Genomic DNA, 25,478 nt, shown 5'->3' with positions numbered 1-25,478 from the left:
AATCCAAGCCCCGGCCGGGGCAATTCAGCCCCTTGGGGGCGCCTCCCAGCGGTAGCTGGGGGAGTTTGAGGAGCGAGGGCCCGGGGGCCGGCCCCCGAAAACGGGGCCCGGGGCGGAGCCCCGTGCGGGGTCGAAGGGGCGGAGCCCCTGGGGGTGGGACGGGTAGGGGCGGCGGGGCGAAACCAAGCAAGGCGCCGCAGCAGGGAGCCGCACCAAGGCGCCGCGCAACGAAAGGGAAAGCTCAGCGAAAGGGAAAGCTCAGCGAGAGGGCAAGCGCAGCGAGAGGGCAGTGGCGCCGGACAGACCGTCTTCCACGCGCACGCGCACGTCATCGGCGGGCGCGGGCTCGAATGGCCTCCCGGGTAAGTCGCCGTGTCCGTACGCGAACTGGTGGTCCTCGGTACCGCCAGCCAGGTCCCGACCCGCCACCGCAACCACAACGGGTACGTGCTCCGCTGGGACGGCTGCGCAGCGAGAGGGCAACCGCAGCGAGAGGGCAAGCGCAGCGAAAGGGCCGGGCGGTGCAACACCGCCCGGCCCGAATCCCTGCGCGCAGCCCTACTTCGTCACCGCGTCCAGCGCGTCAGCGGTACCCCAGCCGTAGAAGCCGTTGCGGTTCTTCGACCCCTCGCACACCGCGTCGACCTTGCCGTCGCCGTCGATGTCGTACGGGTCCGTGCACGCGGTGGCGTCCGCCTCGGCGTACAGCAGCGCCTTCACCAGGGCCGGCGGGGCGTACGGGTGCGTCGACTTGATGAGCGCGGCGACACCCGCGACGTGCGGCGACGCCATCGACGTACCGGCCATGTAGCCCCACTTGCCGCCGGGCAGCGTGCCCAGGATCAGGCCGCTGGTGGCGGGCGGGGCCGGGGTCTGGTAGCGGGTCGAGTCGCCGCCCGGGGCGGCGATATCGATCACGCCCAGGCCGTGGTTGGAGAAGGAGGACTTGATGCCCTTCGCGCCCGTCGCCGCGACCGTGACGACACCCGGCAACTGGGTCGGGATGTCGAGGCACTCCGACGGGTCGACCACACGGTCCGACGGCGTCGTGTCGTTCGGCGACGACGGGTCGGTGATCTCGTCGGAGGCGAGGTCGTAGTTCTCGTTGCCCGCCGCCGCGACGTTCACCGCGCCCTTGCGCTCCGCGTACCGGGACGCCCGGGTGATGGCCTCGACGAGCGCCTTCTGGTCCGGGTCGTCCTTGCAGTTGAAGTACCAGGGGTCCGTGTAATAGCTGTTGTTCGTCACGTCGACGCCGTGCTCGGCCGCCCACACGAACCCGCAGACCACGGCCTCGGTGTAGAAGAAGCCGGCCGGCGTGGACACCTTGATGCCGGACACCTTCACCCCGGGCGCCACACCGGTCATCCCGACACCGTTCTTCGCGGCCGCGATCTCGCCCGCGACATGGGTGCCGTGCGGGCTCTCGGACGCGCCGGGCCGCCAGGCCCCGTCGGTGGTGTCGGGCTTGCCCGTCACGCAGTTCACCGACGCCTCGCGGTCGAAGTTCGGCGCTATGTCGGGGTGCGTGTCGTCGACGCCCGTGTCGATGACGGCGACCGTGACCTTCCGGCTGCCGAGCGACTTCTCGTGCGCCTTGTCCGCCTTGATGGCGGGCAGGTCCCACTGCAACGGCTGCAGCGGGTCCTCGCCGGCCTCGGCGTCGGCGGCGGCCGCCTCCTTGGCGGTCAGCACCTTCGGCGTGTCCAGGTCGGCCGTCGACTGCGCGGGCAGCGGCGCGGTGCGCGTGGCACCGGCCGACTGCACCCCGCGCACCGTGCGGATCGCCGCGGCGAAGCCCGAGTCCGAGGAGTGCACGACGATGACGCCTATCTGGTCGTACGACGTCACGATCGTGCCGCCCGCCTTGACGATGGCCTTCTTCACGTACGAGGAAGTGCCGTACCCGGGGCGGACGTTGACCACGTAGCTGAGTGGGGTGGCGTCGGCGGCGGTCTCCTGGGAGGCCGCGGGCGAGGCCGACGCCGTCGAGTTCGGCAGGACGGCGAGTGCCGTCGCCAGGGCCATCCCCAGCGGGATCGCCACCACGCGGCGGGAGCGCTTGCGAAGCGCTGTCATGGTGTCTCCAGTTCGTTCGCGGTACGAGTCACGTGCGCGGTACGAGCGGTCCGGGCTGTGCCGGGGACCAAACAGCCCGGACCCGCGGCTACTTGACGGCCTTGAGCGCGTTGACGATGCCCGCCCCGTAGAAGCCGTTCAGCTTCGGGCCGCCCTCGCACACCGCGTCCTGGGTGCCGTCGCCGTCCTGGTCGTAGGAAGCGGGGCAGGCCGTCTTGTCCGCCTGCGCCTTCAGCAGCCGCTGCAGCTGGGTGCCGTTCGCCCACGGGTGGGTCGACTTCAGCAGCGCGGCGACACCCGCGACGTGCGGCGACGCCATCGAGGTGCCCTGCAGGAACGCGTACTGCCCGTTCGGCATGGTGGAGAGGATCCGGCCGTCCTTCGACGGGGTGTCCGGGAGCTGGTAGCGCCGGTCGCCACCGGGGGCGGCGACGTCGACGACGCCCTTGCCGTACGTCGAGTAGTACGACTTGAGGTTCTTCACGCCCGTCGCGCTGACCGTGACGACACCCGGCAGCTGGGTCGGCACGTCGAAGCACTCGCTCGGGTCGATGGTGCGCTCGACCGGGGTCGAGTCGTCGGGGCTCGAGTCGTCGACGATCGCGTCGGAGGCGAGGTCGTGGTTGGAGTTGCCCGCCGACGCCACGTTCAGCAGGCCCTTCTTCTGCGCGTACAGCTGGGCCCGGTTGACCGCGTCGACGATGGCCTTCTGGTCGGGGTCGTCCACGCAGTTGTAGAGCCACGGGTCGACGTAGTAGCTGTTGTTCGTGATCTCCACACCGTGGTCGGCGGCGAACACGAAGGCGCAGACGACGCTCTCCGGGTAGAACAGGCCGTTGTTCGGGTCGCTGACCTTGATGCCGGAGACCTTCACGCCCGGGGCGACACCGGCGACGCCGACGCCGTTGCGGGCCGCGGCTATCTCACCGGCCACGTGCGTGCCGTGGTAGTCCTCCGCCGTGTACGGGCGCCAGGCGCCCTCGCTGGTGTCCGCGACGCCGCCGACGCAGTTCGCCGACTGGGACGCGGAGAAGTTCGGGGCGAGGTCCGGGTGCGTGTCGTCGACGCCGGTGTCGATGACGGCGACGGTGACCTTCCTGCTGCCCGGGTTGATCTTCGCCGCCTTGTCGGCGCCGATCGCCCGCAGGTCCCACTGGTCGGCTTCCAGGGGCTCGCTCTCGGGGGCCTTCGCCGACGCGGCCTTCACCCTGGCGGCCTCCTCGGCCGTCAGGTAGTCCGCGGCGCCCTCGTCGGTCGTGCCCGCGGCGACCAGGGGAGTGGTCCGGGTGGCGCCCGCGGACTGCACACCGCGCACCGCCCGGATCTGCGCGCCGAAGCCGGGGTTGGCCGAGTGGACCACGATCACGCCGATCTTGGCGTACGTGATGACGACGGTCCCGCCGGCCGCGGCTATCGCCTTCTTGACGGAGGCGATGGTCCGCTTGTCCGCCTTCGTGTTGACGACGTACGCGAGGTTCGGGCCGTCCTCGGTCGCCGAGGCGGTCGAGGCGGCGGAGGCGGCCGAGGGCAGCGGCGCGGCCGAGGCGACGCCCGGCAGGAAGCCGAGGGAGGCGGTCAGCGAGAGGGCGACCGGAACCGCGAGTGCGATACGGCGTCTCGAGGGCAGATGAGCCATGGGGTCTCCACATCATCCGGAAACGAAACCCGCCCGCGACACGCGTGGTGCCCGGGCAGGTACATGACGGGTGGTGCAGGCCGAAGCTATCTCCCGCCGTCCTTGGCCAGCAACGACTTCCGGCGACGACGGCCGAAGTACAGGGAAACCCCTCGCCTGAGCCGAGCCTGTGACCAGTTGCGACCGCCTGTGAAAAGAACCGCACGGCATTTGAACCGGTTCCCGCGCGCCGCCGTGACGTTGAGCAGGGAGCCCGAGCACCATCGGGCCCCCTGCCGGATCACGCGCCGGGCACCTGACATCACCGGCCGGGGTGATCCACATCTACCTGAGGATCAGAGCCGTCATATGTCCGAAAACGACCCGTCCCCGTCGTCACCCCCGTCCACCGGGGCACCCGAAACCGCAACGCGAGGAGACTCCGTGGCAACCGACGCACCTCCCCCCTCGAAGACAGAGCACCAACTCCCCCCGACGGAGGAGTTCGTCCGGGTCCAGGAGAGCGCGGACTTCGGTGAACTGCGCCGCTCCCACCGCTCCTTCGCCTTCCCGCTGACCATCGCCTTCATCGCCTGGTACCTGCTGTACGTCCTGCTCTCCAACTACGCGGGCGACTTCATGGGCACCAAGCTGTTCGGCAACATCAACGTCGCCTTCGTCCTCGGCGTCGCCCAGTTCGTCACCACGTTCCTCATCGCCTGGTGGTACTCGCGGCACGCCGCCGCGAAGCTCGACCCCAAGGCCGAGGCCATCAAGTCCCGGATGGAGGGCGGCGCATGAGCCCCGTACAGCAGACCTTTCTCGCCGCGAACGAGGCCAGCGAGCACCGGCCGCTGATCATCACCCTGTTCGCACTGTTCGTCGTGGCGACGCTCGGCATCACCGTCTGGGCGGGTCGCCAGACGAAGGACGCCGCCGACTTCTACGCGGGCGGACGCCAGTTCAGCGCCTTCCAGAACGGACTCGCGGTCTCCGGCGACTACATGTCGGCCGCGTCGTTCCTCGGCATCGCGGGCGCCATCGCCCTCTTCGGGTACGACGGCTTCCTCTACTCCATCGGCTTCCTGGTCGCCTGGCTGGTGGCGCTGCTCCTGGTGGCCGAGCCGCTCAGGAACTCCGGCCGCTACACCATGGGCGACGTGCTCGCGTACCGCATGCGCCAGCGCCCGGTGCGCACGGCGGCGGGCACCTCCACGATCGTCGTGTCGATCTTCTATCTGCTGGCCCAGATGGCGGGCGCGGGCGTCCTGGTCTCGCTGCTCCTCGGCATCACCACCGACGCGGGCAAGATCGCCATCGTCGCCCTCGTCGGCATCCTGATGATCGTGTACGTCTCCATCGGCGGAATGAAGGGCACCACCTGGGTCCAGATGGTCAAGGCCGTGCTCCTCATCGGCGGCACCCTCCTGATCACCTTCCTGGTGCTGCTGAAGTTCAACTTCAACATCTCCGACCTGCTCGGTTCGGCCGCCGAGAACAGTGGCAAGGGCGCCGCCTTCCTGGAGCCCGGCCTGCAGTACGGCGCGACCGGTACCTCCAAGCTGGACTTCATCTCCCTCGGCATCGCCCTGGTCCTCGGCACCGCCGGTCTGCCGCACATCCTCATCCGCTTCTACACGGTGCCCAACGCCAAGGCCGCCCGGAAGTCCGTGAACTGGGCCATCGGCATCATCGGCGGCTTCTACCTGATGACCATCGCCCTCGGCTTCGGCGCCGCCGCGCTGATCTCCCAGAAGGAGATCATCGAGTCAAACCCGTCAGGCAACACGGCGGCACCGCTGCTCGCCCTGCACCTCGGCGGCGTCGACTCCGCCTGGGGCGCGATCCTGCTCGCCACGATCTCGGCGGTGGCCTTCGCGACGATCCTCGCCGTCGTCGCCGGCCTCACCCTCGCCTCGTCGTCGTCCTTCGCGCACGACATCTACGCCAACGTCATCAAGAAGGGCAAGGCCAGCGAGAAGGAGGAGATGCGGGCGGCCCGCTGGGCGACCGTCTTCATCGGCGTCGTCTCCATCGCCCTGGGCGCCCTCGCCCGCGACCTCAACGTGGCCGGCCTGGTCGCGCTGGCCTTCGCGGTCGCCGCGTCCGCCAACCTGCCGACCATCCTCTACAGCCTGTTCTGGAAGAAGTTCACCACCCAGGGCGCGCTGTGGTCGATCTACGGCGGTCTCATCGTCGCCGTCGGCCTGGTGCTGTTCTCGCCCGTCGTCTCCGGTGACCCGAAGGCGATGTTCCCCGACGTCGACTTCGCCTGGTTCCCGCTGAAGAACCCGGGCATCATCTCCATCCCGTTCGGTTTCTTCATGGGCTGGCTCGGCACGGTCCTGTCCAAGGAGGAGCCCGACACCGGCAAGTACGCCGAGCTCGAGGTGCGCTCCCTCACGGGCACCGGGGCCCACTGAGTTCCGGCACGGCCCGCGGGGCCGCCGTAGATCTCTACGGCGGCCCCGCGCCGCGTCCGTGAGAACAGGTCCGCGAGAACAGGTCCGCGAGAACGGGTCCGCAGAACGGGCCGCCCTGTTGTCAGTGGCGTCACGTAGGCTCGACAGGTATCGGAGAATGGGTGATCCGCTTCGAGGGAGGGGGCCCACGTGCTCATCGACACCTACGGCCGGCAGGCCACCGACCTGAGGGTCTCGCTGACGGACAGGTGCAACCTGCGCTGCACGTACTGCATGCCCGAGGAGGGCCTGCAGTGGCTGGCCAAGCCCGACCTGCTCACCGACGACGAGATCGTCCGCCTCATCGACATAGCGGTCCGGACCCTGGGCATCACCGAGGTCCGCTTCACCGGCGGCGAGCCGCTGCTGCGCCCCGGCCTGGTCGGCATCGTGGAGCGCGTCGCGGCTCTCGAACCCCGTCCCCAGACGTCCCTCACCACCAACGGCATCGGCCTCAGGCGCACGGCGACGGCGCTCAAAGCGGCGGGCCTGGACCGGGTGAACGTCTCGCTGGACACCCTCCGCCCCGACGTCTTCAAGACCCTCACCCGCCGGGACCGACACAAGGACGTCATCGAGGGCCTCCACGCCGCCCGCGAGGCCGGCCTGACCCCGGTCAAGGTCAACTCGGTCCTGATGCCCGGCCTGAACGAGGACGAGGCCCCGGACCTGCTGGCCTGGGCCGTGGAGCACGACTACGAGCTGCGGTTCATCGAGCAGATGCCCCTGGACGCCCAGCACGGCTGGAAGCGCGAGGGCATGGTCACCGCCGGTGACATCCTCGCCTCCCTGCGCACCCGCTTCGAGCTGACACCCGAGGGCGCCGACGAGCGCGGCTCCGCCCCCGCCGAGCGCTGGATCGTCGACGGCGGCCCCCACCGCGTCGGAGTGATCGCCTCGGTCACCCGCCCGTTCTGCGCGGCCTGCGACCGTACCCGACTGACGGCCGACGGCCAGATACGCACCTGTCTGTTCGCCCGTGAGGAGACCGACCTGCGCGCCGCGCTCCGCTCGGGCGCCCCCGACGAGGAGATCGCCCGCATCTGGCGGCTGGCGATGTGGGGCAAGAAGGCGGGCGCGGGCCTGGACGACCCGTCCTTCGTCCAGCCGGACCGGCCCATGTCGGCGATCGGCGGCTGACGATCCCCAGGACGTCCTCTGCCTAGCCCTCGCTGCCCTCGGGGGCGCTCCACTCCTCCAGCTTCACGACGTCCTTCAGGAACCCGCGCACGCCCAGGAACTGCGAAAGATGCTCACGATGCTCCTCGCACGCGAGCCACGTCTTGCGCCGCTCCGGCGTGTGCAGCTTCGGGTTGTTCCACGCCAGTACCCAGACCGCGTCGGCGCGGCAGCCCTTGGCGGAGCAGATCGGTGAGGACGGCTCGGAACCGGGGTCGTCGCCGGGGACGTTGAGAATCACATCCCGACCCTAACGCGCTCCGCGCCCACGCCCCGCACCACGGAAAAGCGCCGGGAAAAAGCGACGCCGAGCAGCCACGGGGGGAGCTGCCCGGCGTCGGTCTGTCGCTCCGACGGGGGATGCGGAGCGCGTACGAAGTATGTCACGGGTACCCCGTCGCCCGGCACCGGAACAACATGATTGATCTGAGCTTTTCCTGAGCTTGGCGGCCGGTTGGATTCCGCTTTCCCGCGAAATCCGGCGGTCAGGTCCGTTTCTGGTGTTCGCCGCCGAAGCCCGCCGCGGCGTCGGCCCCGACGTCCTCCGGGACGGATTCCGCGAAGTCCTTCCCATCCCCGTCACGGTCCTGGCCGCGGGCGTCGCTCTGCGGCGGCGCGATCATCGGCTTCAGAGGGACCGTGACGAACGTCGACGGCAACGAGGGCGCGTTCTCCCGGCCCGCGTTGGCGATCACCACGGCGATGTAGGGGAGAACCGCCCCGAGCACCAGTGCGACGATCGCGACGTGCCGCTCGACGTTCCACAGGACCGCGGCCGCGATCACCGACACCGTGCGGACCGACATCGAGATGACGTACCGCCGCTGCCTGCTGCGCACGTCGGCGGCGAGCCCCTGCCTGGCCCCGGTGATCCGGAAGACCTGGCCGTCGCTCCGCTTCCGCATCACGTTCCACCACCCGCCTGCGTCAGACGCTCCCCCGGCACGTACCCGGGTCCGGACCCGCTCTGGGACCAGGGCCCGAACAAGCCCAACGTTACGCCGCGTCTGCGTCACCTACGAGACCGGGGCACCCGTCAGGGGACGCACGGCCTGTGTCCCGGCGCGTACGGCCGCGCCCGGCATGCGCCGTACCCCGTACCGGCCGAGACTGGGTGTAGAGCTCACCGAGCCGTACGAGGAGGCAGCCATGGGCTGGTTGTGGGCGATCATCGTGGGCTTCGTCCTGGGCCTGCTGGCCAAGGCGATCATTCCGGGCAAGCAGCACAGCCCGCTCTGGCTGACGACCATCTTCGGCATGCTCGGCGCCGTCATCGGCAACGCGATGGCCCGGGGCTTCGGCATCGAGGAGACCGACGGCATCGACTGGGGCCGCCACATCTTCCAGCTCGCGGCGGCGATCGTGATCGTCCTGTTCGGCGACATGGCGTACACGTCGCTGCGGGGTCGCAGAGAGAGAGTGTGAGGGGGCAGAGCCCCGTAAGGGGCGCGGGGAACTGCGCGACCAGCCACATACGGCCTGTACACGGCGGCGTCGCTGAACCAGCCCCCCGCTCCCCGTGGCCTGCCCACACCGACGGAAGAATCAGACTCCGGTGACCTCAACCGCGGCCAGATTCTTCTTCCCCCGCCGCAGCACCAGCCACCGCCCGTGCAGCAGATCCTCCTTGCCCGGCACGGAGTCCTCCGAGGCGACCTTCACGTTGTTCACGTACGCCCCGCCCTCCTTCACCGTCCGCCGCGCGGCGGACTTGCTGGGCACCAGCCCGACCTCGGCGAAGAGGTCCACCACGGGACCGAGCTCGGCGACCTGGACGTGCGGCACCTCGGAGAGAGCCGCGGTCAGGGTCCTGTCGTCGAGGTCGGTCAGCTCACCCTGACCGAAGAGGGCCTTGGACGCGGCGATCACCGCGGCCGTCTGGTCGGCCCCGTGCACCAGCGTCGTCAGCTCCTCGGCCAGCGCGCGCTGCGCGGCCCGCGCCTGCGGACGCTCCTCGGTCTGCTTCTCCAGCTCCTCCAGCTCCTCGCGGGACTTGAAGGACAGAATCCGCATGTACGTGGAGATGTCCCGGTCGTCCGCGTTCAGCCAGAACTGGTAGAACGCGTACGGCGTCGTCATCTCCGGGTCGAGCCAGACGGCACCACCCTCGGTCTTGCCGAACTTGGTGCCGTCCGCCTTGGTCATCAGCGGCGTCGCGAGCGCGTGCACGCCCGCGTGCGGCTCCAGCTTGTGGATCAGGTCCAGACCAGCCGTGAGGTTGCCCCACTGGTCGCTGCCGCCCTGCTGGAGCGTGCAGCCGTACCGCCGGTACAGCTCCAGGAAGTCCATGCCCTGCAGCAGCTGGTAGCTGAACTCCGTGTAGCTGATGCCCTCCTCGGACTGCAGGCGACGGGCGACCGAGTCCTTGGTCAGCATCTTGTTGACGCGGAAGTGCTTGCCGATGTCCCGCAGGAACTCGATGGCCGACATTCCGGCCGTCCAGTCCAGGTTGTTCACCATGACGGCGGCGTTCTCGCCCTCGAAGGACAGGAACGGCTCGATCTGTCCGCGCAGGCGCGTCACCCAGTTCGCGACCGTCTCCGGGTCGTTCAGCGTGCGCTCGGCGGTCGGGCGCGGGTCGCCGATCTGGCCCGTCGCGCCGCCCACCAACGCCAGCGGGCGCAGGCCCGCCCGCTGCAGGCGGCGCATGGTGAGAACCTGGACCAGGTGGCCGACGTGCAGGCTGGCCGCGGTCGGGTCGAAACCGCAATAGAACGTGACGGGACCGTCCGCGAGCGCCTTGCGCAAAGCGTCCTCGTCAGTGGACAGGGCGATCACGCCGCGCCACTTCAGCTCGTCGACGATGTCCGTCACGGTTCTCGTATCTCCCTGAAAGATCCTCGGGCAGTCGGGTGACTACCGGCTACGAGGTTATACGCCCTGGCTGACAGAGCTCATATTGAAGTCCGGCACCCTCAGCGCGGGCATCGCAGCCCTGGTGAACCAGTCGCTCCACTCCCGCGGCAGCGTCTTTTCCGTGCGTCCGGCCTCGGTCGCCCGGCCCAGCAGGCCGACCGGCGACTCGTTGAACCGGAAGTTGTTCACCTCGCCGGTGACCTCGCCGTTCTCCACGAGGTACACACCGTCCCGGGTCAGCCCGGTCAGCAGCAGCGTCGCCGGGTCGACCTCGCGGATGTACCACAGGCACGTCAGCAGCAGCCCGCGCCCCGTGTCCGCGACCATGTCCTCCAGTGACCGGTCCTCGCCCCCGTCCAGGACCAGGTTCCCGATCGACGGCGTCACCGGCAGCCCGGTCAGGCCCGCGCTGTGCCGCGTGGTCGTCAGGTGCTTCAGCTCGCCTCCGCTGATCCACTCGGTGGCGGTCAGCGGCAGCCCGTTGTCGAACACCGACGCGTCGCCCCCGGAGGAGTGCGCGAGCACGAACGGCGACGACTCGAGCCCCGGCTGGTGCGGGTCGCTGAGCAGCGTCAGCGGCAGCTCGGTCAGCTTCTCGCCGATCCGCGTGCCCCCGCCCGGCCGGCTGAAGACCGTGCGGCCCTCGGCGGCGTCCCGTCCCGACGCCGACCACATCTGGTAGATCAGCAGATCCGCCACGGCCGTGGGCGGCAGCAGCGTCTCGTAGCGCCCGGCGGGCAGCTCCACGCGCCGCTCGGCCCAGCCGAGCCGTACGGCCAGCTCCGCGTCCAGGGCCGCCGGGTCCACGTCCTTGAAGTCCCGCGTCGACCTGCCGGCCCACGCCGAGCGCGTACGGTCCGGGGACTTCGCGTTCAGCTCCAGCGTGCCGTTCGGCTGGTCGTGCCTGAGGCGCAGCCCCGTCGACGTCCCCAGGTAGCTGGAGACGAGCTCGTGGTTGGCGAACCCGTACAGCTCGCGTCCGCCCTCCCGCGCGCGGGCGAACGACTCCCCGAGCGCCGGCGCGAAGTCCGCGAACACGGCGGACGAGGTCTCGGCGGGCGCGTCCGTGAACTCGGGCGACCCCGGCACGCCGGAGACGAGCGGCTGGGCGTCCTCCGCGGGCCCCGCACCGCGCGCGGCGGCCTCGGCGGCCCGAACCAGCGGCTCCAGCTCGTCGGCGGTGACGGCGGACCGCGACACGACACCGGACGCCGTGCCCTCCTTGCCGTCGACGGTGGCGATGACGGTGAGCGTGCGCCCGCGCGTGACGCCGTTCGTGGTGAGCGCGTTGCCCGCCCAGCGCAGATTGGCGGTCGAGTGCTCGTCGGCGATGACGACGCACCCGTCCGCCCGGGACAGCTCGAGGGCACGCTCGACGACCTCGTGCGGCTTGTTCTTGCGGGCGCTCATCGACCGGCCTCCTGCGTGGTGTTCAGAATGTTGACGCCCTTGAAGAGGGCGGACGGGCAGCCGTGCGAGACCGAGGCGACCTGTCCCGGCTGGGCCTTGCCGCAGTTGAAGGCGCCTCCGAGGACATACGTCTGCGGACCGCCCACCGCGGCCAGGGACCCCCAGAAGTCGGTGGTCGTCGCCTGGTACGCGACGTCCCGCAGCTGCCCGGCGATCCGCCCGTTCTCGATCCTGAAGAACCGCTGTCCGGTGAACTGGAAGTTGTACCGCTGCATGTCGATGGACCAGGACCGGTCACCGACGACGTAGATCCCGCGGTCGACGCCCCCGATCAGGTCCTCGGTGGACATCCCGGCCGGGTCCGGCTGGAGCGAGACGTTCGCCATGCGCTGCACGGGCACGTGGCCGGGGGAGTCGGCGTACGCGCAGCCGTTGGACCGGTCGAAGCCGGTGAGCCGGGCGATACGCCGGTCGAGCTGGTAGCCGACCAGGGTCCCGTCCTTCACCAGGTCCCAGGACTGACCTTCCACCCCCTCGTCGTCGTACCCGATGGTCGCGAGACCGTGCTCGGCGGTGCGGTCACCGGTGACGTTCATGAGCTCGGAGCCGTACCTCAGCTTGCCGAGTTGGTCGAAGGTGGCGAAGGACGTGCCGGCGTACGCGGCCTCGTAGCCGAGCGCGCGGTCCAGCTCCGTGGCGTGCCCGATGGACTCGTGGATGGTCAGCCACAGGTTGGACGGGTCCACGACCAGGTCGTACACGCCCGCCTCGACGCTCGGCGCCCGCATCTTCTCGGCGAGCAGCTCCGGGATCCGCGCCAGCTCGTCGTCCCAGTCCCAGCCGGTGCCGGTCAGGTACTCCCACCCGCGCCCGACGGGCGGCGCGAGCGTGCGCATGGAGTCGAACTCCCCGCTGGACTCGTCGACGGACACGGCGGTCAGCGACGGGTGCAGCCGCACCCGCTGCTGGGTGGTCACGGTCCCGGCCGTGTCCGCGTAGAACTTGTTCTCGTGCACCGTGAGCAGCGAGGCGTCCACATGGTTGACACCGTCGGCCGCGAGCAGCCGCGCGCTCCACTCGGTCATCAGCCCCGACTTCTCCTCGTCGGGCACGGTGAAGGGGTCGATCTCGTACGAGGACACCCACGTCTTCTCGGCGTGCACGGGCTCGTCGGCCAGCTCCACCCGCTCGTCGGAACCGGCGGCCCTGATCACCTGCGCGGAGAGCTTCGCCATGGCCACGGCCTGCGCGGCGACCTTCGCGGCCGCGTCCATGGTCAGGTCCACACCGGACGCGAACCCCCATGTCCCGCCGTGCACCACCCGCACCGCGTACCCGAGGTCGGTCGTGTCCGACGAGCCGGCCGGCTTGGCGTCCCGCAGCCGCCAGGCCGCGCTGCGCACCCGCTCGAACCGGAAGTCCGCGTGCTCGGCCCCGAGGGCACGCGCGCGTGCCAGCGCGGCGTCGGCGAGGGCCCGTAGGGGCAGTGCCGTGAAGGCTTCGTCGATGGAATGAGGCACCGAGTTCTCCCTGCTGTCGTCGCCTGTCGGGTCCGATCATGTCGCGCGCGCGGGCGCCGCGCCCACGTCTTTCCGGTTCGGCGGCCTTGGCGGTCGCCTCTTTCTGTAGGGATCCGACAGTGACTCCCGTGTGCCACTGTCGGTGCCCGATTGCCCGCCCGGCCGAACGGACCGATAGGTTTTCGGGGAAGCCGCTTGTCAGCCAGCTGTTCGGGCAGGCGGGCACACCGCTAATGAAAGGGTGATCCGTTGAGCCGCTCGGTTCTCGTCACCGGAGGCAACCGGGGCATCGGCCTCGCCATCGCCCGTGCGTTCGCCGACGCCGGCGACAAGGTCGCGATCACATACCGTTCCGGTGACCCGGAGGCCCTGCAGAAGGAAGGCTTCCTCGCCGTCAAGTGCGACATCACCGACAGCGAGCAGGTGGAGCAGGCATACAAGGAGATCGAGGGCGCCCACGGCCCGGTCGAGGTCCTCGTCGCCAACGCCGGCGTCACCAAGGACCAGCTCCTGATGCGCATGTCCGAGGAGGACTTCACCTCCGTCCTCGACACCAACCTCACCGGCACCTTCCGCGTCGTCAAGCGCGCCAACCGCGCCATGCTGCGCGCCAAGAAGGGCCGCGTCGTGCTCATCTCGTCGGTCGTCGGGCTGTACGGCGGTCCGGGGCAGGCGAACTACGCCGCGTCCAAGGCCGGCCTCGTCGGTTTCGCGCGTTCCCTGGCCCGTGAACTCGGTTCGCGCAACATCACCTTCAACGTCGTCGCACCCGGCTTCGTCGACACCGACATGACCAAGGTCCTCACCGACGAGCAGCGCGCGAACATCGTCGCGCAGGTGCCGCTCGGCCGGTACGCGCAGCCCGAGGAGGTCGCCGCGACGGTGCGGTTCCTCGCCTCGAACGACGCCTCGTACATCACTGGAGCCGTCATCCCCGTAGACGGCGGACTGGGAATGGGTCACTGAACCATGAGCGGAATCCTCGAGGGCAAGCGCGTCCTGATCACCGGTGTGCTGATGGAGTCCTCCATCGCCTTCCACACCGCCAAGCTGGCCCAGGAGCAGGGCGCCGAGATCATCCTCACCGCGTTCCCGCGGCCCACGCTGACCGAGCGCATCGCCAAGAAGCTCCCGAAGCCCACCAAGGTCGTCGAGCTCGACGTCACCAACGACGAGCACCTCGGGCGGCTGGCCGACATCGTCGGTGAGGAGCTCGGCGGCCTGGACGGTGTCGTGCACTCCATCGGCTTCGCGCCCCAGGACGCCCTCGGCGGCAACTTCCTCAACACGCCGTTCGAGTCCGTCGCCACCGCCATGCACGTCTCGGCGTACTCCCTGAAGTCGCTGACCATGGCCTGTCTGCCGCTGATGCAGAACGGCGGCTCGGTCGTCGGCCTCACCTTCGACGCGAAGTTCGCCTGGCCGCAGTACGACTGGATGGGCCCGGCCAAGGCCGCTCTGGAGGCCACCAGCCGCTATGTCGCCCGTGACCTGGGCAAGCAGAACATCCGCTGCAACCTCGTCTCCGCCGGCCCCCTCGCCTCCATGGCCGCCAAGTCCATCCCGGGCTTCAGCGAACTGGCCGCGGTGTGGGACAACCGCTCGCCCCTGGAGTGGGACCTCAAGGACCCCGAGCCGGCCGGCCGCGGCGTGGTCGCCCTGCTCAGCGACTGGTTCCCGAAGACCACTGGCGAGATCATCCACGTGGACGGCGGTCTGCACGCGATCGGTGCGTGACCGCTGCCGCTGAGGCCTCGACGACGACCGAGGGCCCGCTTCCGTCCTTGCGGATGCGGGCCCTCGACGTGTCCCCGAGTGCCCCGTGCGTCCCCCGTTCGGCCCATCCGGCCGGGCGGCGGAGGACGGCGACTCGCAGTCTGGATTACGCGTGACCACGTGCGTTCCCTCCCGAGCCCGGCCGAGGAGGTCACCCTTGTGCGCGTCTTCCTTGTGCGTCCGTCCCGCGGCTTCGCCCCGGTGACCGTGGCCGTCGCCGCCCTCCTGACGCTTCTGCCGTACGAGGCCGTACCCCACGCGCCGGCGCCCCTGGGCGGCCGACCGCCCGCCGAGGACGATCCGTTCGGGGCCGAGTGCCGTACGAACGTCACGGGCTCCCGCGTGGTGGCGTACTGCCACAACGCCTATGTGGACACCGACCGCGTACGCCTGCACATCGAGTGCGACCGCTGGTGGGACCTCGACAGCGACGGCTCCCCGGCGGAGGTGGGACCCGCGCGGACCGTGCGGCTCACCGGCCGCTGCTGGAAGGAAGTCCGCTCGGCGTGGGTCAGTCACCAGCGGGTGCGGCTCCCTCCGCACGACCCGGGCTCGGACGGCCGGGGCTCGGACGACCGGGGCTCGGACGACCGGGGCGGCACGTGAACGGATAGCTCGCGGCCTCCGCGGCGGCCGCCTCCCGGTCGCCCGCGCGGATCGCGTCGACGAGCCGGGTGTGCTCCATGTACGTCTCCGGGGTCAGCTCCTCGCCGACGTCCCAGCGCAGCCAGTCCCGCAGAACCTCGCTCAGATCGGCGTACACCGCCGTCATGGGGTCGTTGTGGGACGCGGCCACCACCGCCAGGTGGAAGGTCGCGTCCGCTGCCACGAAGGCCTCCGCGTCGCCCGACGCCCAGGCCTCCTCGCGCCGGACCAGCAGCGCGTCGAGCTGCTTGAGGTCCTTCTCGGTGCGACGGCCGGCGGCCAGCCGGGCGGCGCTCGACTCCAGCGCGGAGCGCAGCTCGGCGATGTGGTCCGGGTCGGAGTCCGCGAAGCGGCGGTGCATCACTCCGGCCAGCTCGCTGGTCGCGACGACGTACGTGCCCGAGCCCTGACGGATGTCCAGCAGGCCGTTGTGGGCGAGCGCGCGTACGGCCTCGCGGACCGTGTTGCGGGCCACGCCCAGCTGCTCGACCAGCTCGGGCTCGGTGGGGATGCGGGAACCGATCGGCCACTCGCCCGAGGTGATCTGGTTCCGCAGCGCTGCGATGACCTGCTCGGACAGTGCCGAACGGCGGGGATGGCTCAGCGGCATGGCGTTACCTTCGCACGGAGCCCGGGGAGTGGAGTACCGGGACTGGACAGCAAATCATCCTATGATTCTATGATGGGTCGCATGGCACGCGAGGGCATACGGACGACATCCCGACCGACGACCGAAACCCATGGAACCGGCTTCGGCGGCAGTGGAACCGACCGTCCTTCCGCGGGAGCCGAGGCCGGTTCCGCAGGAGCCGACGCCGGCTCCGCGGGGGCCGAGTCCCCTGGCGAAGCGGCCTCCACGCGCGCGTGGGCGACGCGTCTCGTGGTCGTCGGCATCGTGCTGACCGCGCTCAACCTGCGCCCCGCCATCACCAGCCTCGGCGCCCTCCTCGAAGAGGTGCGTGACGGGCTCGGCATGAGCGGCAGCGTCGCCGGACTCCTCACCTCCGTACCGCCCCTCTGTTTCGCGGTCTTCGGCGGTATGGCACCCCGCCTCGCCCGCCGCTTCGGACCGGGCGCCGTGGTCTGCTCCGGCATGGTCGCGATCGCCACCGGCCTCGCCGTTCGGCCCTACGCGGGGACCACGGCAGGCTTCCTGGCCGCCAGCGCGCTCGCCCTCATGGGCATCGCCGTCAGCAACATCCTGATGCCGGTGATCGTCAAGCGCTGGTTCCCGGACCGGGTGGGCTCCATGACCGGCCTGTACTCCATGGCCCTGGCGCTCGGCACCTCGGCCGCCGCGGCGATCACCGTCCCCATGACCGACGCCCTTGGCGGGAACTGGCAGTCGGGCCTCGCCTCGTGGGCACTGCTCGCGGCGGCGGCCGCGCTGCCGTGGCCCGCGGTGGCACGCGCGCGGAAGACCGGCCCTGCCGCCGACGCGGGCGACCGCGCCTCCAGGAGGGCGCAGTCCTCCCGCCAGGACCCCGACGCGCTGCGCATCACCCGGAGCCGTACGGCCTGGGCGCTCGCCGTGTTCTTCGGACTCCAGGCCACCGCCGCGTACATCACGATGGGCTGGATGGCGCAGATCTTCCGCGACGCGGGCGTCCCGGCCGGCACAGCGGGCCTGCTGCTCGCCGTCACGATGGCGATGGGCGTGCCCCTGGCCTTCCTGATCCCCCGGCTCGCCACGCGCCTTCCCCACCAGGGCCCGATCGTGGTGGCCCTGGGCGTGTGCGGGCTCGCCGGGTACGGGGGCCTGTACGTCGCTCCGGCGGGCGGCGCCTGGGCGTGGGCGCTGCTGCTAGGGATCTCGAACTGCGCCTTCCCGCTGGCTCTGACCATGGTCGGGATGCGGGCGAGGACCCCCGCGGGCGTCGCCAAGCTGTCCGCCTTCGCGCAGAGCACCGGCTACCTGATCTCGATCCCGGGCCCGCTCCTGGTCGGCGTCCTCTACCAGCACAGCGGCGGCTGGGGGCTGCCGCTCGCCCTCATGGCGGGCCTCATGGTCCCGCAGATCGTGATGGGCGTCCTGGCGGGCCGCGACCGGACCGTGGAGGACCAGGCCGTGCGCTGAGCAGGGGGAGGGTCTGGTTCCGCAAAGACACAGACCCACTGGCGGCCGGGCGGACGAAGGGTGCGAGACTGGCGCCATGCCCGTGCTCGACCCGAACCCCCAGAACGGCCAGAAGAAGCTGCTGCTCGTCTTCGGCACGTTCTTCGCCATCTTCGTGATCATCGCCGTCATCGCGACGATCGCCTCGCCCTGAGGACGCGCCCGGACCGTCGCCCGGCAGCCCATGGTGGGGCTGGCCCCCCATCCCCTAGGGGGTAAGGGTCAGGGTCAAGTGGGTGGATCACCGGATGGGCCGCCGCGCCCCCGTTCCGTAACTTCGAGATGTGGCCGCGAGGACGCGGTCCACGGACCACTCGAGGACCCACGGAGGCGGCATGTCGGCCCGTACGCGCACCCGGCCCCACCCGGCGACCACGGGCGGCGTCGACATCCGGTTGCCCTGGTGGGCCCTCGTCCTGCCCGCGGTCGCCTTCGTCTCCCTCCTGCTCCTGATCCTCAACCCCGCGGACGCCCACGCGGCGACCTCCGACCCCGCGCTCACCCAGATCTTCGAGCGGATACAGCAGGCACTGCTGCACGGCATACGGTGATGAGGGCACGGCGTACCGTGACAAGCCCCGTGCCGCGACACGGGGTGGCGTTACCCGGGAATTCCGGGGACGTCAGGCCTCGCGACGCCGCCGGAAAGACGGCGCGGGGCGGCGGAGGGGAGCGCGACCAGCGGCAACCGCTTCCGCGAGCCCCGGAGGCGCTCGCCAACTCCCTGCGCCCCGTGGCGTGTTTCATGCGAAGCTGGGACGCATGAGCGTCGCAGAACCCCGCAGGATTGTCCTCTTCCGGCATGCGAAGGCCGACTGGCCACAGGTCTCCGACCACGAGCGGCCGCTCGCTGACCGGGGCCGCAAGGACGCCCCCGTGGCCGGCCGCAAGCTGGCCGACTCCGGCATCCCCTTCGACCTGGCCCTCTGCTCCACCGCGGTCCGCACCCGCGAGACCTGGAAGCTCGCAGTCCAGGAGCTGCCCCATCGGCCGAAAACGGTCTATGAGGAGCGGATCTACGAGGCCTCACCCGGCGAGCTGATCGCCGTGCTCAACGAACTCCCCGACGACGCCCAGAACGTCCTCCTGATCGGCCACAACCCCGGCGTCCAGGGCCTGGCCGACATCCTGGCCGGCCACTCGGAGGGCGACGCCCGGGAGCGGATGAGCCGTCGCGGCTACCCCGCCGCGGCCTTCGCAGTGCTCTCCTTCGACGGCACCTGGAAGACCCTGGAGCCGGGCGTGGCCACACTGCTCGACTACTGGGCGCCCACGGAGTAAGGCCCACATCGCCACGACGAGGGCCCGGCACCATCGGTGCCGGGCCCCTCACACAGCCGTGCCGGGTCAGACGTCCTCGTTCATGTCCGCCGCCTCGACCTCTTCGCGGGTCACGCCCAGCAGGTAGAGGACCGTGTCGAGGAAGGGGAAGTTGACCGCGGTGTGCGCGGCCTCCCGCACCACCGGCTTGGCGTTGAAGGCGACGCCCAGACCGGCCGCGTTGAGCATGTCCAGGTCGTTCGCACCGTCACCGATCGCCACCGTCTGTGCCAGCGGCACGCCCGCCTCGGCCGCGAACCGCCGCAGCAGCCGCGCCTTGCCCGCCCGGTCCACGATCTCGCCGACGACCCGGCCCGTGAGCCTGCCGTCGATGATCTCCAGCGTGTTGGCCTGCGCGAAGTCGAGCCCGAGCCGCTCCTTGAGATCGTCCGTGACCTGGGTGAACCCACCCGAGACGACTCCGACCTGGAAGCCCAGCCGCTTCAGCGTACGGATCAGCGTGCGCGCCCCCGGAGTGAGCCGTACCTCGCTGCGCACCTTCTCCACCACGGAGGCGTCGAGCCCCTCGAGGAGCGCCACGCGCGCGTGCAGCGACTGCTCGAAGTCCAGCTCGCCGCGCATCGCGGCCGCCGTCACCTCGGCGACCTCCTTCTCGCATCCGGCGTGCGCGGCGAAGAGTTCGATCACCTCGTCCTGGATGAGCGTCGAGTCCACGTCCATGACCACCAGCCGCTGGGCCCGCCTGTGCAGCCCGGCCGCCACCACCGCCACGTCCACGCCCAGCGCAGCGGACTCGGTCACCAGGGCCGTTCGCAGGGTCTCCGGCTCCGTACCGGACACGGCGAACTCGACCGCCGTCACCGGGTACTTGGCGAGCCGGAAGATACGGTCGATGTTGCCGCCGGTCGCCGTGATCCGGGCCGCGATGCGGGCCGTCGACTCGGCGGTCAGCGGATGCCCGAGCACCGTGACGAGGGAGCGCCCGAGGCCTCGCGGGCGGTTGTCTCCGAGGCCGGAGATGATCTCCGCCTGCATCTTCATGGACTCGGCCCAGCCGTGGACGGTGGCCCGCAGATCACCCTCGCGCCCGCCGGGCGGCTCGGTCACGAGCGCGCACAGCACCATCCGGCCACGGGTGACGACCTGCTCGATGTCGACCACGTCGACGGAGTAGGCGGCGAGGGTGTCGAAGAGCCCGGCGGTGATACCCGGCCGGTCCTTGCCGAAGATCTTGACAAGGAGAGTGGGGACGTCAGAGGTCTGTGAAGCGCTCATGGTGTTCCCACCGTATCCGGCGCGCGGTGCCCACCGCCTCTGAGGTCCCCCCAGCGGGCGGCGAACAATGGGTTGCGCGCGGATGACGTACTCCTTGATCACCGACGACGTGCGCCTGGATCGGGGGCGCGCCGGAATCGGGGACGCGCCTGGATGGGTGGCGTACCCGGGTCGGCAGCGCCCGGACCGGTGGCGCGCTTGGACCGGTGGCGCGCCCGGATGGGCAGCGCGTCTGGACCGGTGCCGTGCCCGGACCGACGACGTCCGTCTGGATCGGTGGCGCGCCTGGACCGGTGCCGTGCCCGGACCGGTGGCGCACCCGGACCAGTGGCACCGCGGGCGTGGGTGGCCGCGTTCCCCGAGCCCTCGCCGCCTCAGCGCCCCACCGGTGGCGCGCCTGGGCTGGCAGCGCCCGGATCGGCAGCGCACCTGGACCGGCGGCGCCCGGACCGACGACGTCCGTCTGGATCGGTGGCACGTCTGGACCGGTGCCGTGCCCGGACCGGTGGCGCACCTGGACCGGCGGCGCGCCCGGACCAGTGGCACCGCGGGCGTGGGTGGCCGCGTTCCCCGAGCCCTCGCCGCCTCAGCGCCCCCACGGCCTCGGCGGTGGTGGCGGTGGCGGTGGTGGCGGTGGCGGCGGGGGCAGGTCGTCCGGCGGGGGTGGCGGCTCGGGCCAGTCCCGTGAACCCGACCGGGGACGCCGCGGAGGCCTCGGCGGTGGCGGTGTGACCGGCCGGTCGACCGTGGGCGCACCGTACACATCGGTCCCCTGCCCGGGCCCCGCGGCGCCCGGCGGTGGCGCACTGCCGGCACGCCCCCTGCTTCCCTGCTGCTCCCCGGCACCCTGCCGGGAGCCGTCGCCCCGTCCCCGCGTCTCGTCCGGCAGCCGCAAGTACGGGTTGGTGTCCGGGTTCGGCGGCCGGAACGGCGCACTCGGCGTGTAGGGCCCCGACGAGTGCTGGGCGCCCCCCGTCTCACCAGGCCCCTTCAGCCCTCCAGCTCCGTGCGACCCCACGTCTCCCCGCGCCCACCCCGACGCACTGCGTCCCGCCGCTCCGCTCGCGCACGCCAGCAACGCCCCGGCGGCCCCGGCCCCCGCCCCCCACAGCGCGCCCAGGAGCAGCGCCATCCCCAGATTCCCGTGGAGCTCTATGCCGGCCCCGAACGCGTCGAAGCCGAGCACCGACAGCGAGGCGTCCACGGACACCTCGGTCAGCCAGGCCAGCAGAGGCAGTGCCAGTGCCGTCGCGATGCTCAGCCGAAGTGCGCAGAGCCCCGCGAACCCGAGTGCACCCCCGCCCGGTCCATCCGCACCGGTCCGCCTCCCCACAACTGCCCCGCGCGATACCCGTACAAAAGGCGTACGTGCGGCGGTCAGTACCCCCGCGAGCAGCATCATGAGGGCCGCCGCAACTCCCAGCAGCCAGACCCTGCTGTCCAGTTCGGCCAGCCGGCCCAGCGTGACGGGCTGGTCCGAGTCAGCGGCTAGCAGCTCGTCGAGCGGGTCGGGCAGCAGGCCCGCCAGTTCACCGGTGGCCCTGCCGTTCCACGGCACGAAGAGGCCGATCGGGATGCCCAGCCAGACCCCGTTGGGCGCACCGACCAGGGCCGCGCCCGCGATCCGCCGGGGGTTGTCGTCACCGATCGCCGCGTACGCCGCTGCCGCGAACCCCGCGAGGACCGCCATGAGCAACACGCTGACCAGGGCAGACGCGGCGGGTCGTACCACCCGGTGCACCGCGCCCCAGCCCGGCGGCAGGGGAGTGCGGCGCGAGGCCAGCAGAGCGATCACCAGGACGCCGACGCACCAGGCCAGGCCGCCGAGCAGCGTGGGCGCGGTGTCCACCGTGAAGCCGACCTTCGCCTCGGCGTCCATGAGGTCGCCCAGCCGGTCCGGCAGCAGCCCGCCGACGTCGCCGAGTCCGGGCACCTCGACGCCGCCCAGTCCGTCCCCACCGGGCATGTCGTCGAGCCCCAGCGAACCGCCGTCGAGGGTGATGACGCTGTGCCCGGCCCAGGCGAGCCCACCCAGCATGGCGACGAACAGGACGACCACCGCGCCCGCGCGTGCGAGGAGTTCGGCGGGGGCGATCACAACTCCCGCCCCGCGCAGGGAGCGCAGGAAGAACCACGACAGCAGGAGCGCTCCCACGAGCCCCACCCCGAGTGGCGAGATCTGTATGGCGGTGGTCGCCTCCATTCCTTCCAGGCCAAAGACGGAGACATCACCGGACGGCGTGACCGAACCACCCGCACCAAGCGCCACAGCCGCGGCGGTCATCGGCCCGAGCGAGCCCGCCGAGTCCGCTTCGAGCAGATGCAGACCGAGCGCGGCTGTCCCCGCCATACCGATCAACGCCCAGCTCACAGCGGCGATCGCGGAGAGCAGGACGTCCCCCCAGGGGACGCCCTCGGCCTGCTGCGAGGTACCGCTGCTCATGGTCAGACCCCCCGATCCGCTCCGCGGTGTTCCACCGCGGATGTCCCCCTCGCGTCGGATTACCACTCTCCGGCCCGTTTTCAACCCCGTCAACGGGACCAGTCGACGCCCTCGTCCGCTCGCTTCACAAGGTCCGACTTTCAGTCAGCGGGCTGAGCCTGAAATAGTTCCCCCCGATGTTCGACATCCCTAGACTCCCTGTGTTGGGGGTATCTCGGGGGACAACTCAGTGGGGCGTGGAGTGCCGGAACTCGTACTCGAATCGAATGGACAAACCTGGACGCTCGACCCGTCCAGGGCATACACGCTCGGGCGTGATCCGCAGGGCGACATCGTGTTCGATGACGCCAGAGTTTCCTGGCGTCACGCCACGATCAGCTTCGCTGGCCGGGGTTGGGTCATCGAGGACCACGGCAGCACCAACGGCACCTTCGTGCAGGGCCACCGGATCCACCACCTGGAGATCGGCCCCGGCTCGGCCGTACACCTCGGCAACGCGACCGACGGCCCGCGCCTGAGCCTGACCGGCACGGCCGCCCCCGTCGCCACACCGCAGGCACAGCCGCGGCAGCAGCCCTACGCGGCTCAGGGCGCGAACCCGGGGTGGGCGGCCCAGCAGTCCGCACCGCAGCAGGCCGCATCACAGCAGTCCGCACCCCAACAGGCCTGGCCGCAGCCGCAGCAGGCGCAGGTACCCCACCAGCAGGCCCGGGCGGCCGACGGCTACGGACATGAGGGACCCGGTGGTGCCGCGGGGGCGCCGCCGGTCTACGGCGACCGCAGCCCGACCACGTTCCACCAGTTCGCCCTCGGCCGCGTCATGCGTATCGGCCGCGCCCTGGACAACGACCTGGTCGTCTCCGACCTCCAGGTCTCCCGCCACCACGCCGAGTTCCACGCCACCCCCGACGGCCGGATGGAGATCCGTGACCTCGGCTCGCACAACGGCACGTACGTCAACGGTATGCCGATCGCCAAGAGCGGCTCGGCGATGCTCGGCCCGAACGACATCGTCGGCGTGGGCCACTCGACGTTCCGCGTCGTCGGCGACCGCCTCGAGGAGTTCGTCGACACGGGTGAGGTCTCCTTCTCCGCCCGCCATCTGACCGTCACGGTCGACGGCGGCAAGCAGATCCTGAAGGACGTCTCCTTCGGCGTCCCCGAGAAGTCGCTGATCGCGGTCATCGGCCCGTCCGGCTCCGGCAAGTCGACCCTGCTGAAGGCCCTCACCGGTTACCGCCCGGCCAACCAGGGCGACGTCCTGTACGACAACAGGAACCTGTACAAGCAGTTCGCCGAGCTGCGCCAGCGCATCGGTCTGGTCCCGCAGGACGACATCCTGCACAAGGAGCTGACCGTCAAGAAGGCGCTGAAGTACGCGGCCAAGCTGCGCTTCCCCGCCGACACCACGGCCGCCGAGCGCGAGGCCCGCATCGACGAGGTGCTGCGCGAGCTCAAGCTGGACATCCACAAGGACAAGAAGGTCACGTCCCTGTCCGGCGGCCAGCGCAAGCGCGTCTCCGTGGCCCTGGAGCTGCTCACCAAGCCGTCGCTGATCTTCCTGGACGAGCCGACCTCCGGCCTCGACCCGGGCATGGACCGCGACGTGATGCAGCTGCTGCGCGGTCTCGCCGACGACGGCCGTACGGTCCTCGTCGTCACCCACTCGGTGGCCGAGCTGGCGCTGTGCGACAAGCTGCTCGTGATGGCGCCCGGCGGTGCCGTCGCCTACTTCGGCCCGCCGGAGGAGGCCCTCAACTTCTTCGGCTACGACAGCTGGGCCGACGTCTTCTCCGCCTTCGAGAACTACCGCGACTACGACTGGGCGGGCCGCTGGAAGGGCTCGCAGCACTACCAGATGTACGCCGCGGACATCGACGCGGTCGCCCCCCAGTCCGTCCACATGCCTCCGCCGCAGCAGATGCGCCCGCCCAAGCCACAGGGCTGGGGCTCCCAGCTGCTCACCCTCGTCCGGAGATACGTGTCGGTCATCGCGTCCGACAAGGGCTTCATGGCCCTGATGCTGATCCTGCCCGCCGTGCTCGGCGCGGTCAGCCTGCTCATCGACTCCGGCAACACCCTGCTGCCCAACGAGCCGCGCGCCAACGGCCTGCGGATCCCCAACGGCACCGCCACCACCGTCCTGCTGATCATCGCCGTCGGCGCCTGTTTCGCCGGTGCGGCCAACTCCGTCCGTGAGCTGATCAAGGAACGGGTGATCTACGAACGGGAGCGTGCGACCGGTCTGTCCCGCTCCGCCTATCTGATGTCCAAGGTCATCGTGCTCGGCATGATCACCATGGTCCAGGGCCTGATCGTCGGTGGGATCGGCTTCGGCGCGCGTGAGGTCCCCGAGGAGGGTCTGGTCCTCGGCAGCCTCACCAAGCTGGAACTCTGCCTGCCGGTCATGGCGCTCGGCTTCACCTCGATGATGTTCGGCCTGGTGATCTCCGCGCTGGTCAAGACGGCGGAGAAGACCATGCCGCTGCTGGTGATGTTCGCGATCATCCAGGTCGTCTTCACCGGCTGCCTGTTCATCCTGACCGGCTCCGTCGGCGCGAACGAGTTCTCGTACCTGATGCCGTCCCGCTGGGCGGTGGCCGCCGCCGGCGCCACGCTGGACTTCAACCTGGTCAACCCGAACAAGGACGACCCGACCGCGACCGACCCGCTGTGGGATCACACGGTCGGTGTCTGGGCGCTGGACATGGCCGCCCTGATCGCCCTCGGCGTGGTCTGCGGCATCCTCGTGGCCCGGTTCCTGCGCCGCCACGAGCCGGAGGTCATGCGCAAGTAGTCGACTCCGTCAGCAGTCGTCTCC

21 protein-coding genes and 3 pseudogenes are annotated in these 25,478 nt (G+C 70.7%); 14 read left to right on the top strand and 10 right to left on the bottom strand.

Translation table 11 applies throughout. From position 1 onward, the window contains the following. Positions 1-285: 285 nt before the first annotated feature. Positions 286-366 (top strand): annotated as a pseudogene (locus ACZ49J_RS10525) (histidine triad nucleotide-binding protein); the annotation flags it as partial. Between the two features lie 6 nt (positions 367-372). Beyond that, positions 373-469: pseudogene (locus ACZ49J_RS10520) on the top strand (ribonuclease Z); the annotation flags it as partial. 89 nt (positions 470-558) lie between these two features. On the opposite strand, the gene ACZ49J_RS10515 reads toward ACZ49J_RS10520, so the two are convergent. Next, positions 559-2,079 (bottom strand): S8 family peptidase, encoded by a 1,521-nt coding sequence (locus ACZ49J_RS10515; protein ID WP_467451028.1) that lies wholly within the window; start codon positions 2,077-2,079, stop codon positions 559-561. Between the two features lie 88 nt (positions 2,080-2,167). Beyond that, entirely contained in the window at positions 2,168-3,715 is a 1,548-nt protein-coding gene (locus ACZ49J_RS10510; protein ID WP_467451027.1) for a S8 family serine peptidase, read from the bottom strand. A gap of 423 nt (positions 3,716-4,138) precedes the next feature. Between ACZ49J_RS10510 and ACZ49J_RS10505 the strand changes: the two genes are divergently transcribed. From ACZ49J_RS10505 to moaA, 3 genes are all read left to right on the top strand, one after another. After that, the gene (locus ACZ49J_RS10505; protein WP_467451026.1) at positions 4,139-4,495 is read left to right on the top strand and encodes a DUF485 domain-containing protein; all 357 of its coding nucleotides are present in this window, start codon (positions 4,139-4,141) and stop codon (positions 4,493-4,495) included. Then, complete coding sequence (locus ACZ49J_RS10500; protein ID WP_467451025.1) at positions 4,492-6,117, top strand: solute symporter family protein; 1,626 nt, start codon at positions 4,492-4,494, stop codon at positions 6,115-6,117. The genes ACZ49J_RS10505 and ACZ49J_RS10500 overlap by 4 nt, the downstream gene beginning before the upstream one ends. A 189-nt stretch (positions 6,118-6,306) precedes the next feature. Next, on the top strand, positions 6,307-7,296 hold the full coding sequence (moaA, locus tag ACZ49J_RS10495; RefSeq protein WP_467451024.1) for a GTP 3',8-cyclase MoaA: 990 nt from the start codon (positions 6,307-6,309) through the stop codon (positions 7,294-7,296). Positions 7,297-7,318: 22 nt separating this feature from the next. On the opposite strand, the gene ACZ49J_RS10490 is transcribed toward moaA, so the two are convergent. Further along, positions 7,319-7,576: a hypothetical protein gene (locus ACZ49J_RS10490; protein WP_467451023.1), complete on the bottom strand. Its 258-nt coding sequence runs from the start codon at positions 7,574-7,576 to the stop codon at positions 7,319-7,321. Between the two features lie 244 nt (positions 7,577-7,820). Continuing rightward, a complete protein-coding gene (locus tag ACZ49J_RS10485) occupies positions 7,821-8,240 on the bottom strand; it encodes a DUF3099 domain-containing protein (RefSeq protein WP_467451022.1) in 420 nt (139 codons plus the stop codon). 244 nt (positions 8,241-8,484) lie between these two features. Between ACZ49J_RS10485 and ACZ49J_RS10480 the strand changes: the two genes are divergently transcribed. After that, on the top strand, positions 8,485-8,760 hold the full coding sequence (locus ACZ49J_RS10480) for a GlsB/YeaQ/YmgE family stress response membrane protein (protein ID WP_467451329.1): 276 nt from the start codon (positions 8,485-8,487) through the stop codon (positions 8,758-8,760). A 120-nt stretch (positions 8,761-8,880) separates the two neighbouring features. On the opposite strand, the gene tyrS is transcribed toward ACZ49J_RS10480, so the two are convergent. From tyrS to ACZ49J_RS10465, 3 genes are read right to left on the bottom strand one after another with little or no spacing between them, the layout of a single operon-like run. Beyond that, positions 8,881-10,149 carry a tyrosine--tRNA ligase gene (tyrS, locus tag ACZ49J_RS10475; protein ID WP_467451020.1) on the bottom strand — a complete coding sequence of 423 codons (1,269 nt, stop codon included), beginning with the start codon at positions 10,147-10,149 and terminating at the stop codon, positions 8,881-8,883. Positions 10,150-10,206: 57 nt separating this feature from the next. Further along, positions 10,207-11,601 carry a metallopeptidase TldD-related protein gene (locus tag ACZ49J_RS10470; RefSeq protein ID WP_467451019.1) on the bottom strand — a complete coding sequence of 465 codons (1,395 nt, stop codon included), beginning with the start codon at positions 11,599-11,601 and terminating at the stop codon, positions 10,207-10,209. Next, on the bottom strand, positions 11,598-13,121 hold the full coding sequence (locus ACZ49J_RS10465) for a TldD/PmbA family protein (protein WP_467451018.1): 1,524 nt from the start codon (positions 13,119-13,121) through the stop codon (positions 11,598-11,600). The genes ACZ49J_RS10470 and ACZ49J_RS10465 overlap by 4 nt, the downstream gene beginning before the upstream one ends. 249 nt (positions 13,122-13,370) lie before the next feature. Here ACZ49J_RS10465 and fabG point away from each other — a divergent pair, with 249 nt between their 5' ends. From fabG to ACZ49J_RS10450, 3 genes and pseudogenes are all read left to right on the top strand, one after another. Beyond that, positions 13,371-14,087 (top strand): 3-oxoacyl-[acyl-carrier-protein] reductase, encoded by a 717-nt coding sequence (gene fabG, locus ACZ49J_RS10460; RefSeq protein ID WP_467451016.1) that lies wholly within the window; start codon positions 13,371-13,373, stop codon positions 14,085-14,087. Between the two features lie 3 nt (positions 14,088-14,090). Beyond that, entirely contained in the window at positions 14,091-14,858 is a 768-nt protein-coding gene (gene fabI / locus ACZ49J_RS10455) for an enoyl-ACP reductase FabI (RefSeq protein ID WP_467451015.1), read from the top strand. Between the two features lie 213 nt (positions 14,859-15,071). After that, positions 15,072-15,425: pseudogene (locus tag ACZ49J_RS10450) on the top strand (hypothetical protein); the annotation flags it as partial. On the opposite strand, the gene ACZ49J_RS10445 reads toward ACZ49J_RS10450, so the two are convergent. Beyond that, positions 15,409-16,152, bottom strand: a complete 744-nt coding sequence (locus ACZ49J_RS10445) for a FadR/GntR family transcriptional regulator (protein ID WP_467451014.1) — start codon at positions 16,150-16,152, stop codon at positions 15,409-15,411. The pseudogene ACZ49J_RS10450 and the gene ACZ49J_RS10445 sit on opposite strands and share 17 nt — an antisense overlap. Before the next feature lie 69 nt (positions 16,153-16,221). On the opposite strand from ACZ49J_RS10445, the gene ACZ49J_RS10440 reads away from it, so the two are divergent. The 4 genes from ACZ49J_RS10440 to ACZ49J_RS10425 all read left to right on the top strand — a co-directional run bounded on the left by ACZ49J_RS10440 (position 16,222) and on the right by ACZ49J_RS10425 (position 18,939). Beyond that, positions 16,222-17,619 carry a CynX/NimT family MFS transporter gene (locus tag ACZ49J_RS10440; protein ID WP_467451013.1) on the top strand — a complete coding sequence of 466 codons (1,398 nt, stop codon included), beginning with the start codon at positions 16,222-16,224 and terminating at the stop codon, positions 17,617-17,619. Between the two features lie 76 nt (positions 17,620-17,695). Next, entirely contained in the window at positions 17,696-17,812 is a 117-nt protein-coding gene (locus ACZ49J_RS10435) for an SGM_5486 family transporter-associated protein (RefSeq protein ID WP_467451012.1), read from the top strand. Between the two features lie 181 nt (positions 17,813-17,993). Continuing rightward, complete coding sequence (locus ACZ49J_RS10430) at positions 17,994-18,209, top strand: hypothetical protein (protein ID WP_467451011.1); 216 nt, start codon at positions 17,994-17,996, stop codon at positions 18,207-18,209. Positions 18,210-18,420: 211 nt separating this feature from the next. Continuing rightward, positions 18,421-18,939 carry a SixA phosphatase family protein gene (locus ACZ49J_RS10425; protein ID WP_467451010.1) on the top strand — a complete coding sequence of 173 codons (519 nt, stop codon included), beginning with the start codon at positions 18,421-18,423 and terminating at the stop codon, positions 18,937-18,939. A gap of 66 nt (positions 18,940-19,005) precedes the next feature. On the opposite strand, the gene serB is transcribed toward ACZ49J_RS10425, so the two are convergent. Continuing rightward, positions 19,006-20,214, bottom strand: coding sequence for a phosphoserine phosphatase SerB (gene serB, locus ACZ49J_RS10420; protein ID WP_467451009.1), 1,209 nt, complete (start codon positions 20,212-20,214; stop codon positions 19,006-19,008). Between the two features lie 586 nt (positions 20,215-20,800). Continuing rightward, positions 20,801-22,657 (bottom strand): streptophobe family protein, encoded by a 1,857-nt coding sequence (locus tag ACZ49J_RS10415; protein ID WP_467451008.1) that lies wholly within the window; start codon positions 22,655-22,657, stop codon positions 20,801-20,803. Positions 22,658-22,898: 241 nt separating this feature from the next. Between ACZ49J_RS10415 and ACZ49J_RS10410 the strand changes: the two genes are divergently transcribed. Next, positions 22,899-25,454 carry an ABC transporter ATP-binding protein/permease gene (locus ACZ49J_RS10410; protein WP_467451007.1) on the top strand — a complete coding sequence of 852 codons (2,556 nt, stop codon included), beginning with the start codon at positions 22,899-22,901 and terminating at the stop codon, positions 25,452-25,454. Positions 25,455-25,478 lie beyond the last annotated feature (24 nt).

The organism is Streptomyces sp. NPDC030840 (assembly GCF_055572015.1).
The sequence above is the reverse complement of the archived record's forward strand: the minus strand, read 5'-3'. Positions and strand labels throughout refer to the sequence as shown.

Excerpts from the sequence above, each read along its gene's own strand:
- ACZ49J_RS10515 (WP_467451028.1), bottom strand. The coding sequence starts at position 2,079 with ATGACAGCGCTTCGCAAGCGCTCCCGCCGCGTGGTGGCGATCCCGCTG.
- ACZ49J_RS10510 (WP_467451027.1), bottom strand. The coding sequence starts at position 3,715 with ATGGCTCATCTGCCCTCGAGACGCCGTATCGCACTCGCGGTTCCGGTC.
- ACZ49J_RS10500 (WP_467451025.1), top strand. The coding sequence starts at position 4,492 with ATGAGCCCCGTACAGCAGACCTTTCTCGCCGCGAACGAGGCCAGCGAG.
- ACZ49J_RS10485 (WP_467451022.1), bottom strand. The coding sequence starts at position 8,240 with ATGCGGAAGCGGAGCGACGGCCAGGTCTTCCGGATCACCGGGGCCAGG.
- ACZ49J_RS10480 (WP_467451329.1), top strand. The coding sequence starts at position 8,485 with ATGGGCTGGTTGTGGGCGATCATCGTGGGCTTCGTCCTGGGCCTGCTG.
- ACZ49J_RS10470 (WP_467451019.1), bottom strand. The coding sequence starts at position 11,601 with ATGAGCGCCCGCAAGAACAAGCCGCACGAGGTCGTCGAGCGTGCCCTC.
- fabI (WP_467451015.1), top strand. The coding sequence starts at position 14,091 with ATGAGCGGAATCCTCGAGGGCAAGCGCGTCCTGATCACCGGTGTGCTG.
- ACZ49J_RS10445 (WP_467451014.1), bottom strand. The coding sequence starts at position 16,152 with ATGCCGCTGAGCCATCCCCGCCGTTCGGCACTGTCCGAGCAGGTCATC.
- ACZ49J_RS10440 (WP_467451013.1), top strand. The coding sequence starts at position 16,222 with ATGATGGGTCGCATGGCACGCGAGGGCATACGGACGACATCCCGACCG.
- ACZ49J_RS10435 (WP_467451012.1), top strand. The coding sequence starts at position 17,696 with ATGCCCGTGCTCGACCCGAACCCCCAGAACGGCCAGAAGAAGCTGCTG.
- ACZ49J_RS10430 (WP_467451011.1), top strand. The coding sequence starts at position 17,994 with ATGTCGGCCCGTACGCGCACCCGGCCCCACCCGGCGACCACGGGCGGC.
- ACZ49J_RS10425 (WP_467451010.1), top strand. The coding sequence starts at position 18,421 with ATGAGCGTCGCAGAACCCCGCAGGATTGTCCTCTTCCGGCATGCGAAG.
- serB (WP_467451009.1), bottom strand. The coding sequence starts at position 20,214 with ATGAGCGCTTCACAGACCTCTGACGTCCCCACTCTCCTTGTCAAGATC.
- ACZ49J_RS10415 (WP_467451008.1), bottom strand. The coding sequence starts at position 22,657 with ATGAGCAGCGGTACCTCGCAGCAGGCCGAGGGCGTCCCCTGGGGGGAC.